This window comes from Vreelandella malpeensis (assembly GCF_020622355.1).
In the GTDB taxonomy this organism is placed as follows: domain Bacteria; phylum Pseudomonadota; class Gammaproteobacteria; order Pseudomonadales; family Halomonadaceae; genus Vreelandella; species Vreelandella malpeensis.
On the sequence record NZ_WHVL01000001.1, the window covers coordinates 987,729 to 1,004,699 of the forward strand.

Genomic DNA, 16,971 nt, shown 5'->3' on the forward strand with positions numbered 1-16,971 from the left:
CCTTGTCGTTGTCGCTGTCGTTGTTAGAAGTGGTAGCGGGCGCCGAAGGCGTAGTAGAGGTCGTCCTGGCCGACGTTGTCGAGCGCGTCCAGGTCGGCATCGTTGAGCTCGGCGAAGACATCGAAGGCGCTGGAGACCTTGTACAGGGTGCCCAGCGCCCAGGCGTCGCGGTTGCCGTCCTGGCCGTCCAGATCGATATGGTAGTAGTCGCCGTAGAGGGCCAGGGGGCCGACGGCGTAGGTGGCACCAAGGCCGACCTTGTCGAATCCGCCGCCGTAGGTGTCGCTGTCGCTACGGGTTTCGTAACCCAGGCGCATCTGGAAGTCGTCGTTCATGTCGTAGGCCGCCGTGGCGCCGTAGCGCACCTTGCCGTTGCCGCCGCCGCGCACCTTGTCCTCCACGTAGCCCAGGGCAAGGCGCACCGGGCCAGTCGAATAGACCACGCCGCCCTGGGTCGCGACGACGCTGCCTTCGTCGGTCTGCTCGGCCTCGGTCAGCCCGCGCTCGGAGAAGTGCTTGGCGGTGATCACCGCCTGGAAGCCGTTGAGCTCCGGCGACAGGTAGCCGATCGAGTCGCCGCGCGCCTGCAGGCCGCCCCCGGCGAATTCGTAGCCGCGCTCCACGTAGACGTCGAAGGGCTGCATGACGTAGTCGTTGTAGAAGCTGTTGTAGTTGCCGGCCATGAAGGTACCGAACTGTGCGCTCTCGATTCCCAGGAAGCTGTTGCGCACCTCGTCGAAGCCGGGGCTGCTGCGTTCGTCGCCGCGAAAGCGCCACTCCAGGCGGGCGAAGGCGCGAAGATCGCTGCTGATCTGCTGGCTCAGCTTGAAGCCGAGCCGCGAGCCGAAGTTGCGAAACTCTTCGCTGTTGTCGACGCCATCGTCACGCCCGCCGCCTTCGAAGCCGATGGCGATGCGCCCGTACAGATCCACCGCAGTGCCGTCCTCGTCGTATACCTTGGCCGCCTGCGCGCCGGAGGCCGCCAGTGAACCGCTTACCGCCAGTGCCAGTAGTGATTTCTTCAACATGAATGTTCCCGTTGCCGTCAAGAGCAGCCGCAGCCGCTCGATATTCTTGAAAGTCAGCATGGCGCGGTCCCGAGCCGGCCATTCGTTCGATGCATCCGTTCTGTGGCTAATCCTTCAGCGCAGGGAACCTTAGGCGAGTTTCATGTCAGTTATCTTAAGGTTTCGTGTTAACACTGTTTAAATATGAAACTCTCCTTATTTAACTAAAAAGCAATAAAAATTAAATATTTATCGTTTATACAAGATGTCGGCCTCTTCTTTGGCCTTCCTCCTGTCACGAGTTCTTCACCCGACTGTCCCGCCGCTGTCATCGTTACGCGCCACGCTTGAACGACATTTCGGGCATGGGATGGCGCCGATGCGACTTTGCATAGTGAGCGAAACATGGTCACCGGACGTCAATGGCGTCGCCCACACGCTCAATCGTCTGGCGCAGGAACTCGCCGGCCTGGGCGTGACGGTCGATGTCGTGCACCCCGCCTCGCGCGGTCGCCAACGCGCCACGCTTTCCGGCGAGGAGCTTCAGGTACGCAGGCTGCCGCTACCGGGTTATGCCGAGGTCCAGGTGGGCCTGGCGAGCCCCGGGCGTCTGCGCCGCTTCTGGCAGCGCCACCCGCCGGACGTCGCGTACCTGGCGACCCAGGGGCCGCTCGGCCTGGCTGCCCGGCAAACGGCCAGGCGCATGGGCATCGTCTGCGTGGCCGGCTGGCACACCAACTTCGACCACTACTGCCAGGATTACGGTGTAGCCTGGCTTGGCGGGGCCACCCGATGCTACCTGCGCCACTTCCACAACGGCTGCGCCCTGACCCTGGTTCCCACCCACGCCCAAGCGAGCGCCCTGCGCGCCCAGGGCATTCGTGACGCCGATGTGCTCTCGCGCGGGATCGACGGCGAGCTCTTCTCGCCGCATCACCGCGATGGCGCCCTCCGCGCCCGCTGGCAGGTCGGCGAGCACCAGCCGGTCGCGCTGTACGCCGGCCGCCTGGCGGCGGAGAAGAACCTGGCGCTACTGATCGAGACCTTCCAGGCGATGCGCGACGTGCGCCCGGACATGGCCCAGGTCATCGTCGGCGACGGCCCGGCGCGCGAGCAGCTGCAAAAGGCGCTGCCCGAGGCGCACTTCACCGGTTTTCTGGACCAGCCGAGCCTGGCCCGCCACTACGCCAGCGCCGACCTGTTCGTGTTTCCCTCGCTCTCCGAGACCTGGGGCAATGTCATCACCGAAGCCATGGCCAGCGGCCTGGCAGTGGTCGCGTTTCGTCACGCCGCAAGCGCCGAGCTGATCAAGAGCGGTGACAACGGCATCAACCTCGACCCCGGCGACGCCACCGGCTTCCAGCAGGCCGCTTCCGAGCTATGCCAGCACCCCGCCGACTACGCCCGTCTTGGACGCCTGGCGCGGCTGACCGTGCTCGAACGCAGCTGGATCGGTATCGCCGAGCAGTTCAAGCGCCACCTGAACAACGCCTTGGAGGCTCATCATGCGCTCTCGCCCGCTTGTCGTATTCGATCGCCTTGATACCTGGGAGTGGCGCTTTTGCCAGCGCGTCACCCGTCTGTCGCTGTTTCCCGCCTGGCGCATCACCTTGCAGGTCGCCAGCCGCCTGGGCGACTGGCCGGTATGGGTGCTCTTGATCGTCGCCCAGCCCTGGCTCGGCCCCGGTGGCGAGCGGCGGGTGCTCCAGTACGGCGCCATCGCGCTGGTGGCGCTGGCGGCCTACCGGCTGGTCAAGACGCGCCTTTGCCGCGAGCGCCCGTTCATCACTTATCTAGGCGGCGTGCACTGCGGCGAGCCGGCCCGCGATCGCTACAGCTTTCCCAGCGGCCACACCATGCACGCGGTGATGTTCAGCGTACTGGTGGCGGCGCATACGCCCTGGCTACTGGTGGTGATCCTACCGCTGAGCGCGCTGATCGCCATCTCGCGGGTGGGGCTTGGCCTGCACTACGCAAGCGACGTGCTGGCCGGCGCGGCGATGGGCTATGGCTTCGCGCTTCTGAGCCTTTACGTGATGGCGTCGCTGTTGGGCGGCTGATCCATAGCGCTTTCAAACAAAAACCGCTACGGTTAATTCACTCCTGAGGCCTGTCAGGCCTTTTGATACCCTTTTGTAACCGATGCTCATCAGGGAGTGATGACATGACCATGACCGTGGGTGAACTTTTCGTTGCGCTGGTGCTGATCGCGCTGGCGCTTCTGCTCAGCAACGCGATTCGCCTACTTCTGCCCTGGCTGCGTCGACTGTTCCTGCCCAGCTCCGTCATCGCCGGGCTTTTGCTCCTGCTGCTGGGCCCCGAGGTGATCGGGCGCTTCACCCCCACCCTGTTCGAGGAGAGCCCCGGGCTCTTTCCGGCCTATGTGCAGGAGAGCTGGTCGGCACTGCCGGGACTTCTGATCAACGTGGTGTTCGCGGCACTGTTCATCGGCAAGGCCATTCCCGGTATCAGGACTATCTGGCTGCGCGCAGGCCCCCAAGTGGTGGTCGGCCAGACCATGGCCTGGGGGCAGTACGTGGTGGGGCTGACGCTTGCGCTGCTGGTACTGGCGCCGGTGTTCGGCATGAACCCGATGGCGGGAGCGCTGATCGAGATCGGCTTCGAGGGCGGCCACGGCACCGCTGCGGGCATGGCGGATACCTTCGCCGACCTGGGCTTTGCCGAAGGCGCCGACCTGGCGCTGGGTCTGGCCACAGTGGGCATCGTCTCCGGCGTGCTGATCGGCACGATCATGATCAACCTCGCCGCCCGGCGTGGCGTCATCACGCCCGGCAAGGAAGAGGAGGCGCCGGACGACACCCTGCGCGACGACGAGCGCCCCTCGACGGAGGAGTTCAGCGAGTTCAAGAAGGACCTGACCCAGGAGGCTGGCACCACCGACCCCTTGAGTCTGCACATCGGTCTGGTGGGCATCGCCATCGTCATCGGCTGGCTGCTTCTTTCCGGGCTGCAGTGGATCGAGCAGGCCACCTGGGCAAGCGACGGCGGGCTCGAGATTCTTGCCCACGTGCCGCTGTTTCCCATCGCCATGATCGGCGGGGTGATCGTGCAACTGGTCATCATGCGCTTCGGCCTCGAGCGCCACGTCTCGACGCGCACCATGTCACGCATCGCGGGAACGGCGCTGGATTTCACCATCGTCGCGGCACTGGCGACGCTGTCGCTGACCACGCTGAGCGACTACTTCCTGCCCTTTTTGCTGCTCTCCGTAGCAGGCATCGCCTGGGGGCTGTTCGTGCTGATCGTCATCGCTCCGCGCGTGATTCCACACAACTGGTTCGAGCGCGGCATCGGCGACTTTGGCCAATCCATGGGGGTGACGGTCACCGGGCTTCTGCTGATGCGCATGGCCGACCCCAAGAACGAATCCGGGGCGCTGGAGAGCTTCGGCTACAAGCAGTTGATGTTCGAGCCGGTGGTCGGCGGGGGCCTGTTCACCGCGGCGGCGCTGCCCTTGATTGCCGAGTTCGGCGCGCTGGCCGTTTTGATCTTCACGGCGCTGTTGACGTTTGGTTGGCTCGCTTTCGGACTTCTTTACTTCGGGCGCATGGTGCCAAAGCGGGGCAAGGGACGCTGGCAGGGTAGTCAATGACGCCTTCCCGAAACGATAAACGCCCGCAATGGCGGGCGTTTGGAAAATCGTTGATGAGAAAAGGCTTCGGGGGTTGCGCTCGCTCCCCGCAGAACGCATGATCGAGACGTTACTTTAAATCGGGCGGGATATCGTCGAGGTCTTCCGGCGTCGTGAAGGATGTCTTGAACATCATGTAGACGCCCACACCTGAAAAACCTAAAAACAAGATAAACATGACGAACATTAATACCATTGCCATGACGTTAGTCCCTGAGTGGGCGGCTTCTCGTTGACGTTTTATAGCCGCTGAATGTGGTGTATCCCAGAGGATAGACTAAAACCCAGGTGCCATCTGTATAAAGTTCTGCACAGCTATTCTTTCCGCGCTCTGAATATACAAACTTTGTATAAATATCAATCACTTGAAACGTCAATAAAAACGCAAAAAAGCCACCCCGGTTTCCCGAGATGACTTGTCTGCATCGCCGCCACTCCCTAGCCGTGATGTCGGCGCCACCTTGCGCCGTTGAGAGTGAGCAGGCTAATGTCCTTTGAAATCCATTCCCCTTTGGCTTCCAGCCGTCCTGGTCTACCGCTAGCCTGCTCGAACCGACGGTTAGGTTAATAACGCGATGCGGTGGCTCTTGGTTAAACAACTGCACGATACGAACCAAAAACGCTAATATATTAAAAAATGTACAAATATCAAACACATAATAAAGTTGAGAAAATTTCGAATTCGGGCATTTCTTACCCTCAAGATACGAAATGGGTGTGCAAAAATGACACATGCGACATTAGCTCTTTAACGTCATGCCATCTTGGCTCAATGCTTGGCAAAGCCTGATGGAAAGGCTTCAACCTCCTTCGACCTTTCGGGAAAGCCCGTTGCTCTGAACTCCTGCTCGTGTGCAGGTCATGCCGGCGCTGGCACCTGCGTGACCGTCGTCAGATTTTATTTACCAAAGCGCACATTGCTGGCTAAAGTAAGGGCAAGGCCACTCGCGCCTTGCCCGTGATCAACGCTCACTACAGGTACCCACCCATGAAACGCTCCATCGCTTTGGGTCTTGCGCTTCTGATGACTCTTTTCCTGGCCACCGGCTGCAATACATTCCAGGGAATGGGCCGCGATATCGAACAGGGCGGCAAGGTCGTTCAGGATGCGGCAGAGGACTGATGCTGACCCAGGTATACCTTTCACATGGGCTCGAGAGCGGGCCGGACGCGCTCAAGGTGCAGGCACTCAAGGGGGTAGTGGAGACTCGCGACGACTGCGAGGCGGTGCTGATGGACTATCGCGACCAGCCACATGTTGCCGCGCGCCTCGGTCATCTGCTTGCAACGCTCGAAACACGTGGAGACGATCCCGCCCGCTGTATCATGGCGGGATCGAGCTTGGGCGGTTTCCTGAGCGCAGCGGTGAGCCAGCGTCACCCGGTACTGGGCTGCTTTCTGCTGGCGCCGGCCCTGGGCATGCCGGACTATCCGGAAACTACCGTTACCCTTCAAGCGCGGCACACCCATATCGTTCACGGTTGGGGCGATGACGTGGTGCCCTGCGGTCCGGTCATCGAACACGCCAGGCGCCAGCGGCTATCGCTGCGCCTGGTGGACGATGACCATCGCCTGCATGCCAGCCTCGAGGTGATCCTGCGCGACTTCGAGGCGTTTCTGGATCGCTGCCAGGGCGGTCATCTTCGCCGAACCTAGGCCTCGTCCGCCAGCGCCGGCAGCAGCGTCTTGAGCTTGCGGGTGAGCGTATTGCGCCCCCACCCCAGCAGTTCGGCAGCCTCTCCCTTGCGCCCTCCAGTATGCTTGAGCGCGGTCTCGATCAGGATGCGCTCGAAATCCGGCACGGCCTCTTCCAGTAGATGCGTATGGCCTTCGGCCAGGGCGTGGTCCGCCCAGCCGCGAAAGGCGGTGCGCCAGTCGCCATGAGTGCCTTCCGGCGAAGCGCCGAGGGTGCGCAGTTCCGGCGGCAGGTCCTCGATCAGGATTTCACGCCCCGACGCCATCACCGTCAGCCAGCGGCAGATGTTCTCGAGCTGGCGCACGTTGCCGGGCCAGGGCAGCTTGGTGAGATGCGTCTCGGCGGCCTGGGTGAGCACCTTGACGTCGGTGGCGAGCTCCTTGGCCGCCTCGGCGAGAAAGTGCCGCGTCAGCCGTGGAATGTCCTCGCGGCGCTCGGCAAGCCGAGGCAGGTGCACGCGAATGACGTTCAGGCGGTGGAAGAGGTCCTCGCGAAAGCGCCCCTCCGCGACCAGCGACTCCAGGTTCTGGTGGGTCGCGGCGATGATGCGCACGTCCACCTTCACCGAAGTGTGCCCGCCCACCCGGTAGAACTCGCCGTCGGCCAGCACGCGCAGCAGCCGTGTCTGGGTCTCCGCCGGCATGTCGCCGATCTCGTCGAGAAACAGCGTGCCGCCGTTGGCCTGCTCGAAGCGCCCCTGGCGCTGAGCACCGGCCCCGGTGAAGGCGCCCTTCTCGTGGCCGAACAGTTCGGACTCGATCAGATCGCGGGGAATCGCCGCCATGTTGAGCGCGATGAACGGCTTGCCCGCCCGTGGGCTGTGCTGGTGAAGCGCCTGGGCGACGCGCTCCTTGCCGGTCCCGGATTCGCCGTTGATCAGCACCGTGATGTGCGAGTGCGACAGCCGGCCGATGGCGCGAAACACCTCTTGCATGGCCGGCGCCTCGCCGATGATCTCGGCGTTGAGCCCTTCCGGCACGCTGACCGGTCGCTGGCGTTCGCGGGCATGGGCCACCGCACGGCGCACCAGTGCCAGCGCCTCGTCGACATCGAAGGGCTTGGGCAGGTACTCGAAGGCACCGCCCTGATAGGAGGCCACGGCGCTGTCGAGATCCGAATGGGCGGTCATCACGATGACCGGCAGATCCGGATGCGCCTCGCGCACTCGCGACATCAGGTCGAGCCCGTCGATACCCGGCATGCGGATATCGGTCACCAGCACCTGCGGTGGGTCGCTCAGCAGACGCTCGAGGGCCGTGTCGGCACGCTCGATGCACTCGACCTCGAGATCCGGCTGGGCCAGGGCGCGCTCCAGCACCCAGCGAATGGCGCGATCATCGTCGACGATGACCACCCGTGAAACATCGGTTCGTGTCGTCTCGGTCATGTCGCTTCTCCGGCAAGAGGGATGACTAGCGGAATCAGTAAACGGAACTCGGTATGCCCCGGGCGCGAGTCGCACTCGATCAGCCCGTGGTGCTGGTGCAGAATCGATTGGGCGATGGAGAGCCCCAGGCCGCTGCCCTCGGCCCGCCCGGAGACCATGGGGTAGAACAGCGTCTCGCGCAGCGCTTCGGGGATGCCGGGGCCGTTGTCGATCAGTCCCACTTCGCTGACCAGGCGGTGACGCTCGGCGCCGAGGGTGAACTGGCGCCGGGCGCGGGTGCGCAGCACCAGCTCCGGCACCTCGGTCGCGGCTTCGGTCATTGCCTGCACGGCGTTGCGCGCCACGTTCAATACCGCCTGGATCATCTGGGCTTCGTCGCCGGAGAGATCCGGCAGGCTGGGGTCGTAGTCGCGGTTGATGGTGATATGGGGATGCTCGGCCAGCAATAGCGCACGTACCCGCTCCAGCACCTTATGGATATTGACCGGCGCGTGCTTGACGATGCGGTTGGGGCCAAGCATGGAGTCCACCAGGTCCTTCAGGCGGTCGACCTCCTCGACGATGATATGGGTGTACTCCTGCAGCGCCGGGTCGACCAGGTCGCGCTCGAGGAGCTGAGCGGCACCGCGAATGCCGCCGAGCGGGTTCTTCACCTCGTGGGCCAGGCCCCGAGCCAGCACCTTGATCGTCTCCTGACGGGTGGTCAGCGCCTCTTCCCGGGAGATCTGCATCAACCGGTCGCGTGGCTCCACCTCCAGCAGCAGCTCATCGGGCGACAGCGGCGTGACCGTATAGTCCACGGTCAACGGTTCGCCGCTGAGCGACGTGATGCGCGCCTCGCGCTGGGTGTAGGGGTGGAAGGCGTCGCGCGCCTTGGCCAGCACCGTATCGATGCTTTCGCTGCAGCCCAGGAGCGTATCCAGGCTCGAGCCCTGCACGCGGCTGATGCTCACCGCCAGCAGCGCTTCGGCGGCCGGGTTCATCCAGCAGACCTGCAGCTCCCCATCGAGCAGCAGAACCGCCGTGGTGAGGTGTTCGATTAAACGCTGATACATGGCGTGTCCTGAAAAGACATGGCGTGTCCTGAAGGGCCATCACCATTGGCGTGGCGCTTCGTCGCTGGAGGAGAAATTGCAAGAAGCGCGCCAACTGTTCGCCGGGCCCGCCCTGCACGGCTTTAAGGCATGCACGGCCGCCAGCGAGCTGCGCGATGAAGCACAACAGCCAATGCCGACGCCTCATGATGCACCAAAAAAGTGCAAGTTAGCGAGCAACGACTTCGATGCTCACTGCTTCGGTGCGGTGCTGCACCCGTCCCTGACCGTCGACCAGTTCCGCCTGCAGGTGATGGCGGCCACCGGGAAGCCCGGCCAGCCAGAACGCGCTGCTGTGCAGGGCGGATTGACTGAGCTCGCCATTGACTCGCAGCTGGACGCGGTGATCGTCACGCAGCGGCGGTTCGATGCGCACCTCGACCGGCGTGGAGGCACCGGCGATCAGCGCCCCGGCGGCGGGACTTTCGATCACGAAGCGATCGTAAGGCATGAAGGGCTGGCCGGGGCGTGCACGGGATGCGGCGGTGGCCGACGGCGAGACGCTGGGCAGCGGTGCGAGCGTCACCGCCTCGCCGCCGCGCTCCGGGTCGTCGGTATAGGTCACGTTGCCTTGGGCATCGGTCAACCGGTACACCGTCTGGGCCTCGACGGCCATCGCTGCCAGCGCCACGGCCAGCCCCAGCCAGGCCCATTTCGAGATCTCCTTCACGCGTCGATTCACTTCATCCTCCTGGCGGACAGCCAATAAAAAACCCCGCCGAGGCGGGGTTTAGAGCCAATTCACCTCGCAGGTGATATTAGCAGCTGTACTTAGCAGCTATAGTACATGTCGAACTCGATGGGATGGGTGGCCATGCGCATGCGCGTGACTTCTTCCATCTTGAGTTCGATGTAGGCGTCGATCATGTCGTCGGTGAACACGCCACCTTCGGTCAGGAACGCGCGGTCGGCGTCGAGCGCTTCCAGCGCCTGATCGAGACTGGAGGCCACGGTGGGTACGGACTTGCCCTCTTCCGGCGGCAGGTCGTACAGGTTCTTGTCCATGGCATCGCCAGGATGGATCTTGTTCTTGATACCGTCGATACCGGCCATCAGCATCGCCGCGAACGCCAGATACGGGTTGGCGGTCGGGTCGGGGAAGCGGGTTTCCACGCGCTTGCCTTTCGGGCTCGCGGTGTAGGGAATACGGATCGAGGCGGAGCGGTTACGCGCGCTGTAGGCGAGCATGACCGGCGCTTCGAAGCCCGGCACCAGACGCTTGTAGGAGTTGGTGGAGGCGTTGGTGAAGGCGTTCAGGGCGCGCGCGTGCTTGATCACGCCGCCGATGTAGTAGAGCGCCATTTCGGACAGGCCCGCGTACTCGTCGCCGGCGAACTGGTTCTCGCCATCCTTCCAGAACGACTGGTGCACGTGCATGCCGGAACCGTTGTCGCCGACCAGGGGCTTGGGCATGAAGGTCGCGGTCTTGCCGTAGGCGTGGGCCACATTGTGGATCACGTACTTCATTTCCTGGACTTCGTCGGCCTTCTTCACCAGGGTGTTGAACTTGACGCCGATCTCGTTCTGGCCGGCGTTCGCCACTTCGTGGTGATGCACCTCGACGGTCTGGCCGATCGCCTCGAGGGTATTGCACATCGCGCCGCGAATGTCGTGGAAGCTGTCGACCGGCGGTACCGGGAAGTAGCCGCCCTTGACGCGCGGACGGTGACCAAGGTTGCCACCTTCCGGGGTAGAGTCGGTCGCCCAGGCGCCCTCTTCGGAGCTGATCTTGAACATGGAGCCTTGGATATCGGTCTTCCAGTGCACCTCGTCGAAGATGAAGAACTCGGGTTCCGGGCCGAAGAAGGCGGTGTCGCCAAGGCCGGTGGACTCGAGGTAGGCTTCGGCGCGCTTGGCGATGGAGCGCGGGTCGCGATCATAGCCTTGCATGGTGGCCGGCTCGATGATGTCGCAGCGCAGGATGAGGGTGGCGTCTTCGGTGAAGGGGTCGAGGAAGGCGGTGCCATCTTCCGGACGCAGGATCATGTCGGATTCGTTGATGCCCTTCCAGCCTTCGATGGAGGAACCATCGAACATCTGGCCGTTCTCGAAGAACTCTTCGTTCACATCCCGTGCCGGTACGGTGACGTGCTGCTCTTTACCGCGCGTGTCGGTGAAACGCAGGTCTACCCACTTGACTTCATGTTCTTCGATTAGCGCGAGCGTCTTGGCTGACATACTGTTCTCCGTCTCCGGTATGAGCGTGGCTTAAAGCGTGTACTGTAAGCGATCGATTAAACGTAATTGTTGAACAAGACCGTCGATGCGCAGCGAGCGCCTTTGTTGTTCTCTCCGGGCTGTTCTCTCAGGCGGCGCGGGAGGTTGCCAAAGGCCCGCCCCGGGTCACGCGATGAGTTCGAACCGGCTGTCGTTGTAGCACGCCACCAGGCGTTTGCCTACGGCACCGGCCGCTACCATATATTAAGCATGTAGCGTGCCAACTTTGCACCAATATGGCATGACCCGGTCACAACACCTTGTTTTGAAAATCAATTTATCGTCGACAATACGCGCCCGAATAAAATGCACGGCGCGCAGACGGGCCTCGGTGGCCTGAAACCCTTTCGCCAAGCACCAATGTAGTGCAAAAAACGCATTCGCGAACCAAAGCGGTGCACCAAGTGGACTTTTATTCGCCTGGACGCACCGTAATGATCAGTTTCTCGCTTCGCGATCAAGCGGCGGTGTTCAGATCTTGAGGCGCTTGCCGAACAGCATGGCCCCGAGCGTGGAGATGTTGGCGACCTTGTTCAGCAGCACCGAACCCGTTGCCCCCACCGCCACCAGCAGCGCGGCATAGAGCACCAGCGGCAGCGTGTCGACACCAACCAGGGCATCGACGATGGCGAAGAACATCGGATGCGCCAGGTAAATACCGAAGGAGTACCGGTTGATGGTGCGCACCCACGCCGGCGCCCGGCGCCCTTTCAGGTAGCGCAGCGCACACAGCGTCGCCAGCACGAAAAACGGAATGACCCATACCTCCTTGGACGAGAAGGCGAGCCATCCCGCAAAGGTGGCCAGCACGACCAGCCCCACGAACACCGCCAGCCAGAGCGGCGAGGAGAGCGTCTTCATCCACCCCGGCGAGAGTGACCAGGGCCTTTCGGGCGAGACCGGGTAGTCGCGCACCAGCACCAGCGCGAGAAAGAACAGATAGACCCAACCCAGCGGCGCCACCCAGAGCAGATAGCCGGGAGGCGTCACCTCCAGCCAGTAGGCGAGCCCCCAGTAGCTCATGCTGACCACACAGCTCACCCAAAGCCACGGCACCGGATCGAAGCGCCAGAGCCGCCAGCGGGTGAAGAGCCAGTAGGCCACGTAGAACTGCATGGCGATGATCAGGAAATAGCCGTGCCAGCCCGCGTAAAGGAAGTACTCCCGCGCGTTGGCCCAAAAGCTCACCGGCTCGCCGCTCGTCTCCAGGTGCACCCACTGGGCGGTGGAATAGATGAAACCGTAGACCAGGTAGGGCAGCATCACGTACTTCACCCGCTGCCCCAGAAAACCCGGCGGTACCTGGCGGCCGTAGCGCAGGGCGAACACGAAGACCGAGATGAACAGAAAGACCGGCGTCCCCAGCACCAGGGGGATACGCGCAAGGTCGGTAGCCAGGTTGTCAAGGCGCTGGTTGAGATGGTCCAGCCAATGGAACAGGAACACCGCCACACAGCCATAGGCGCGCAGCCAATAAATCTCCTCTACCTTCTGCATCGGGCCTCCTGCCCGAGAGCGGGCTGCTATGCTGACTGTCGCAGCCTGTATCTCGTACCGTTAACCATCGTCCCAACGCCTGGAGGCCGCGTGCGCTTCTCGTCCAACACGACCCGCCTGTTCACCAGGGCCCGCGCCCTGAGCCTCCTGATCGGCGCACTGCTGTCCTTTCAGGCCGTCGCCGGCGAGGTCAGTCACCACAGGTTCCACTCGCCGACGCTCGGCCACGACTACCCCTACACGCTCTACCTGCCCGACGGCTACCATGTGGACGCCACCTACCCGGTGGTGTACCTGCTCCACGGCTCCTTCGGCAACGAACACGACTGGACGAGCCGTGGTCGCCTGGCCCAGACCGCCGACCGGCTGATCAAGGCCGGACACATTCCACCGGCGGTGTTCGTCATGCCGGGCAGCCGCAGCTGGTGGGTGGACGGCTACAACGAGCCCGCCCGCCGCGCCTTCTTCGACGACCTGATGCCGCATATCGAAACCACCTACGCCGTGGGTACCACCCGCGAGCAGCGCGCCGTGGGCGGGCTCTCCGCCGGCGGCTTCGGCGCGCTCAACTTCGCCCTGGAGCGCCCGGAGCTGTTCGCCGCCGTGGCTGCGCTGAGCCCGGCAAGCTACGTACCCGTGCCGCCGTCCAACTCCTCCGCCCACCGCCACCCGGCGTTTCTCGACGCCGAGGGCCAGTTCGACCGCGCGCTGTGGGAGCGGGTCAACTACCCGGCCTACCTGGAAGCGTACCGCCTGGCCGTGACCCCGCGGGCCGACGACCGGCCCGGCGACACGCCGCCGGTGCCCGCCTACATCAGCGCCGGGCGCCGCGACGTGTACGATGCCGAATACCACGCCCGCCTGCTGCGCCAGGCGCTGGAGCGCATCCAGCCCGGCCAGGTACGGCTCGATCTTTACCCCGGCGGGCACACCTGGCGCGTATGGCGGGCGAGCCTGCCGGCGGCGCTCACCTTCCTGTTCCAGCACGTCGACGGTGACGCGCAGGCGTTGGCAGCACCGTGAGCGGCTAAATTGGCCGAATGGCGAAGCTACAACCTACACTAAGAACACCCCTCTCTCGACAAAAGGATATTGAGGATGCATCAACACATCGAATGGGACGATCCAGGCCGCGCCAGCGTATCCGAGTACTTCAAGAACGACCCCAACCATACCGAACCCTATCCCGGCGCCATCCTCTCCGCCCGCTTCCAGCACCGCATCGTCCGCGTGAAGGTACAGACCTACCGCGAGGACGAAGGGGTGAGCATCGGCACCGTCGCCGCCATCCTCGACGAGCACGGCCACCGCTACAAGAGCCAAGACAAGCTCCACATCGACGACATCGTCCGCCTGCCCGACGACAAGCGCGCCATGGAGCATTGGGACGAGGACGAGAAAGCTCGCTGAACGCCTCACGACGCGCCGCTGCCCCGTCAGCTTCCAAGCCCGCGAATGGGGAGTTCGAGGCTCCCCATCTCCTACGAAACGCTGACTCCCCCTCTAGACCGGCTCTTCATTTATCACGATGCCCCGCCATAGGGAGTAGCGCGGCGTAAGCGACAGCGCACCCGCGAAGCACCGCACAGCGGTGCCCCACTCACAACGTCATATTTAAGCAACATTAGATTAAAGATCGGCTACCCATACCCTTCTGAGTTCTGTAGAGCAGCGAATGTACAAGCATCGAACAGCAACAATTGCGTCGGGCGGGTTTTCACGAGCGTGCTACGCTTAGCGTTACTTTTTTCTCCCTACAGGTTTTCGATCATGCGGCTACGTCTCTGGCTCTGCGCGTTTGCGTGCGCGTTCACCCTTCCCGCGTTTGCGCAGTCTTCAAGCGACTGGGCGGCTTATGATGACGTGTTTGAAAACGGCGCGACCCAGGCGAACCTGTGGCAGTGGGGGTGGACGGGCATCTACGCCACGAGCCTGGCCGTGAATGCCTACCAGGCCAGCGAAGCGAGCGACCGGGACGACCGCTATGACGCGCGGGTCGGGGCGGTGAAATCCGCCCTGGCCTTGGGCGGCATGTTCACTGATCGCCAGCCCCACCCGGCGGCGCTGGAACGTTACGAGCGCTTGAAAGCCAATGGAGAGCTGAGCGGCGTGCAGGCGTTGGGGCTGGAACTCGCCCAGGCCGAGCGCGAGCGCCGGGGGTTTGGGGCGCGGGTCGGCTCATTGGTGGTCAACGGCCTGGCGGCCGGGGTGATCGCGGCAGACGGGCGGGGCGACGACGCGGCGATCAACTTCGCCTCGGGCATGCTGGTCAACGAGCTGCAGATCTGGACCCAGCCGAACCAGGCCTCCTCCGCCATCAACCGTTTCCAGCCAGCGCGGGTGTCCTTGGGGCCGGTGACGCTGGAAGGCGAGTACGCGCTGACCGTGGCGCCCAACCAGCTCGGCGCCACCTGGCGCTACTGAGCCCGCTCCCTCTACAATGGCGGCCTCACCAGCGCAGCTACGCCAGTGATGCCGCCAATACGCACTTCCGTATCGCGGTATCGTGTCGCATGCATTGTCAAGCGCAGCGAAGAGAGTAGAATATCCGGCAATTTTTATGCGAATATTGTTATGTTATAACCTACTTGCCAGGCAAGAGGAGTCATCGTGAGTCACCAAACACATCGCCATAACCGCGAAGGGCCCTGCCACTTTTCATTGATGTCGCTGTCTGCCATCAAGCGGCTGTTGCTGGTCGCGCTGCCACTGCTGATGCTCTGGGCCCTGGTGCTGTGGGCCGGCGGTTGGCTTTGATGAACCATCGCGACGAGAGCCGCCTGCGACTGCACGATCTTCACCTGGCCCAGGGGCGGCGCATGGTACTCGAACACCTCCAGGGCGATTTCCTGCCCGGGGCGATCACCGCGCTGATCGGCGCCAACGGCGCGGGCAAGAGCACCTTGATCCAGTCCATCATGGGCGAGCTGCGCCCGGTGTCCGGCAAGGTGGAGTGCCTGGTCGCCCGCGAGCGCTGCGCTTGGCTGCCCCAGCAACTGGCGCTCGACCTGACCTTTCCCATGAGCGTCGAGGAGCTGGTGATGACCGGCACCTGGCCAAGCCACGGCGCGCTCAAGGGCTACTGCGCGGCACACTACCGCAAGGGGCGCGACATCATGGGCCGGCTCGGCATTTCGCACCTGGCCCACCGCCCGCTGGGCGAGCTATCCGGCGGCCAGCGCCAGCGCGCGCTGATCGGCCGCACGCTGATGCAGGAAGCCGAACTGCTGCTGCTCGACGAGCCGTTTGCCAACGTCGACAGCCAGACGGTGGACATCCTGGTGAGCATCCTGCGTCAGATGGCCGACAACGGCATGACGATCATCGTGGTGCTCCACGACATGGATCACCTTAAGCGCCTGGCCGACGAGGTGCTGATGCTCGCCGGCGGTCGCGGGGAGTGGATGGCGCCGCAGGCCCTCGAGCACCCCGCGCACATGCCGACCCAGCCCATGACCTTCACCTCGGGAGGTCACCATGTGGGATCTGCTTAACGCCTGGTTCATCGCCCCGTTCGACTACGGTTTCATGCGCCGCGCGGCAGTGGGAGGGCTGGCGCTGTCGCTGGCCGCGCCGCCTTTGGGCGTGTTCCTGGTGCTGCGCGGCATGAGCCTGATCGGCGACGCCATGGCCCACGCCATCCTGCCTGGCGTGGCGCTGGGTTTTCTGCTGGCCGGTTTCTCGCTGCCGATCATGAGCATCGGCGGCGTGCTGTTCGGGCTCTTGATGGCGCTGATGGCCGGGGCGGTGTCGAAGATGGGCGGCCAGCGCGAGGACGCCGCCATGGCGAGCTTCTTCATCACGTCGCTGGCGGCGGGGGTGATGCTGATCTCGATCGGCGGCAGCAGCGTGGACCTGACCCACGTGCTGTTCGGCTCGATCCTGGCGGTCAACTCCACTGCCCTTCTCTTGATCGCCGGCATCAGCACGCTGATCGTGCTGACCATGGCGTTGATCTTTCGCGCGCTGGTGGTCGAGTGTCTCGACCCGCTCTTTCTGCGCGGCCAGAGCCAGCGCAACGGCTGGGTACACAGCGTGTTCCTGGCGCTTTTAGTGCTCAACCTCACCGCCGGGTTCCAGACGCTGGGCACGCTGATGGCGGTAGGCCTGATGATGCTGCCCGCCACCGCGGCGCGCTTCTGGAGCCGGCGTTTGGAAGGTTTGATGGGCATTGCCGTGGTGCTGGCGATGCTGGCAAGCGTTGGTGGGCTCTTGCTCTCCTACCATCTGGACATTCCTTCCGGGCCGAGCATCATCCTGCTGGCCGGCGGCGCGTACTTCTTCTCGGCGCTGTTCGGGCGCTACCACAGCCTGACGGCAAGGCTGCGGCGCAAGCCCCTGCCGCTGCATGCGCATCCCGACCCCTCGGTGCCCGTGGATGACACCCCACGGGATCACCTCCCTCTGGACAGGAGTTAATC

17 protein-coding genes are annotated in these 16,971 nt (G+C 63.6%); 11 read left to right on the top strand and 6 right to left on the bottom strand.

Features of this window, described 5'->3' with window-relative positions:
• Positions 1-23: 23 nt before the first annotated feature.
• Positions 24-1,028: a porin gene (locus GEV37_RS04530; RefSeq protein ID WP_227389211.1), complete on the bottom strand. Its 1,005-nt coding sequence runs from the start codon at positions 1,026-1,028 to the stop codon at positions 24-26.
• A 358-nt stretch (positions 1,029-1,386) separates the two neighbouring features.
• Between GEV37_RS04530 and GEV37_RS04535 the strand changes: the two genes are divergently transcribed.
• From GEV37_RS04535 to GEV37_RS04555, 5 genes are all read left to right on the top strand, one after another.
• The gene (locus GEV37_RS04535) at positions 1,387-2,550 is read left to right on the top strand and encodes a glycosyltransferase family 4 protein (RefSeq protein WP_227389033.1); all 1,164 of its coding nucleotides are present in this window, start codon (positions 1,387-1,389) and stop codon (positions 2,548-2,550) included.
• Complete coding sequence (locus GEV37_RS04540; RefSeq protein WP_227389034.1) at positions 2,513-3,067, top strand: phosphatase PAP2 family protein; 555 nt, start codon at positions 2,513-2,515, stop codon at positions 3,065-3,067. Before GEV37_RS04535 ends, GEV37_RS04540 begins: the two co-directional genes overlap by 38 nt.
• 104 nt (positions 3,068-3,171) lie before the next feature.
• Complete coding sequence (locus GEV37_RS04545) at positions 3,172-4,620, top strand: sodium/glutamate symporter (protein WP_227389035.1); 1,449 nt, start codon at positions 3,172-3,174, stop codon at positions 4,618-4,620.
• 1,027 nt (positions 4,621-5,647) lie between these two features.
• A complete protein-coding gene (locus GEV37_RS04550; RefSeq protein ID WP_227389037.1) occupies positions 5,648-5,782 on the top strand; it encodes an entericidin A/B family lipoprotein in 135 nt (44 codons plus the stop codon).
• A 2-nt stretch (positions 5,783-5,784) separates the two neighbouring features.
• Complete coding sequence (locus GEV37_RS04555) at positions 5,785-6,315, top strand: YqiA/YcfP family alpha/beta fold hydrolase (protein WP_386111276.1); 531 nt, start codon at positions 5,785-5,787, stop codon at positions 6,313-6,315.
• Here the strand turns inward: GEV37_RS04555 and ntrC are convergent.
• From ntrC to GEV37_RS04580, 5 genes are all read right to left on the bottom strand, one after another.
• A complete protein-coding gene (gene ntrC, locus GEV37_RS04560) occupies positions 6,312-7,742 on the bottom strand; it encodes a nitrogen regulation protein NR(I) (protein WP_227389048.1) in 1,431 nt (476 codons plus the stop codon). The genes GEV37_RS04555 and ntrC overlap by 4 nt on opposite strands.
• Positions 7,739-8,797 (bottom strand): nitrogen regulation protein NR(II), encoded by a 1,059-nt coding sequence (glnL, locus tag GEV37_RS04565; protein WP_227389050.1) that lies wholly within the window; start codon positions 8,795-8,797, stop codon positions 7,739-7,741. The genes ntrC and glnL overlap by 4 nt, the downstream gene beginning before the upstream one ends.
• Positions 8,798-9,005: 208 nt before the next feature.
• Positions 9,006-9,518 carry a DUF4124 domain-containing protein gene (locus GEV37_RS04570; RefSeq protein WP_227389052.1) on the bottom strand — a complete coding sequence of 171 codons (513 nt, stop codon included), beginning with the start codon at positions 9,516-9,518 and terminating at the stop codon, positions 9,006-9,008.
• An 89-nt stretch (positions 9,519-9,607) separates the two neighbouring features.
• Positions 9,608-11,014 carry a glutamate--ammonia ligase gene (glnA, locus tag GEV37_RS04575; protein WP_227389054.1) on the bottom strand — a complete coding sequence of 469 codons (1,407 nt, stop codon included), beginning with the start codon at positions 11,012-11,014 and terminating at the stop codon, positions 9,608-9,610.
• Positions 11,015-11,524: 510 nt separating this feature from the next.
• Positions 11,525-12,550, bottom strand: coding sequence for an acyltransferase family protein (locus GEV37_RS04580; RefSeq protein WP_227389056.1), 1,026 nt, complete (start codon positions 12,548-12,550; stop codon positions 11,525-11,527).
• Positions 12,551-12,640: 90 nt separating this feature from the next.
• Here GEV37_RS04580 and GEV37_RS04585 point away from each other — a divergent pair, with 90 nt between their 5' ends.
• The 6 genes from GEV37_RS04585 (at position 12,641) to GEV37_RS04610 (ending at position 16,969) form a co-directional block, all read left to right on the top strand.
• A complete protein-coding gene (locus tag GEV37_RS04585) occupies positions 12,641-13,573 on the top strand; it encodes an alpha/beta hydrolase (RefSeq protein ID WP_386111199.1) in 933 nt (310 codons plus the stop codon).
• A gap of 75 nt (positions 13,574-13,648) precedes the next feature.
• Positions 13,649-13,960: a hypothetical protein gene (locus GEV37_RS04590; protein WP_227389058.1), complete on the top strand. Its 312-nt coding sequence runs from the start codon at positions 13,649-13,651 to the stop codon at positions 13,958-13,960.
• A 360-nt stretch (positions 13,961-14,320) separates the two neighbouring features.
• Positions 14,321-14,974, top strand: a complete 654-nt coding sequence (locus tag GEV37_RS04595) for a hypothetical protein (RefSeq protein ID WP_227389059.1) — start codon at positions 14,321-14,323, stop codon at positions 14,972-14,974.
• Positions 14,975-15,160: 186 nt separating this feature from the next.
• On the top strand, positions 15,161-15,307 hold the full coding sequence (locus GEV37_RS04600) for a hypothetical protein (protein WP_227389060.1): 147 nt from the start codon (positions 15,161-15,163) through the stop codon (positions 15,305-15,307).
• Positions 15,307-16,044: a metal ABC transporter ATP-binding protein gene (locus GEV37_RS04605; protein WP_227389061.1), complete on the top strand. Its 738-nt coding sequence runs from the start codon at positions 15,307-15,309 to the stop codon at positions 16,042-16,044. The genes GEV37_RS04600 and GEV37_RS04605 overlap by 1 nt, the downstream gene beginning before the upstream one ends.
• A complete protein-coding gene (locus GEV37_RS04610; RefSeq protein WP_227389062.1) occupies positions 16,028-16,969 on the top strand; it encodes a metal ABC transporter permease in 942 nt (313 codons plus the stop codon). Before GEV37_RS04605 ends, GEV37_RS04610 begins: the two co-directional genes overlap by 17 nt.
• The last annotated feature ends 2 nt before the right edge of the window (positions 16,970-16,971 follow it).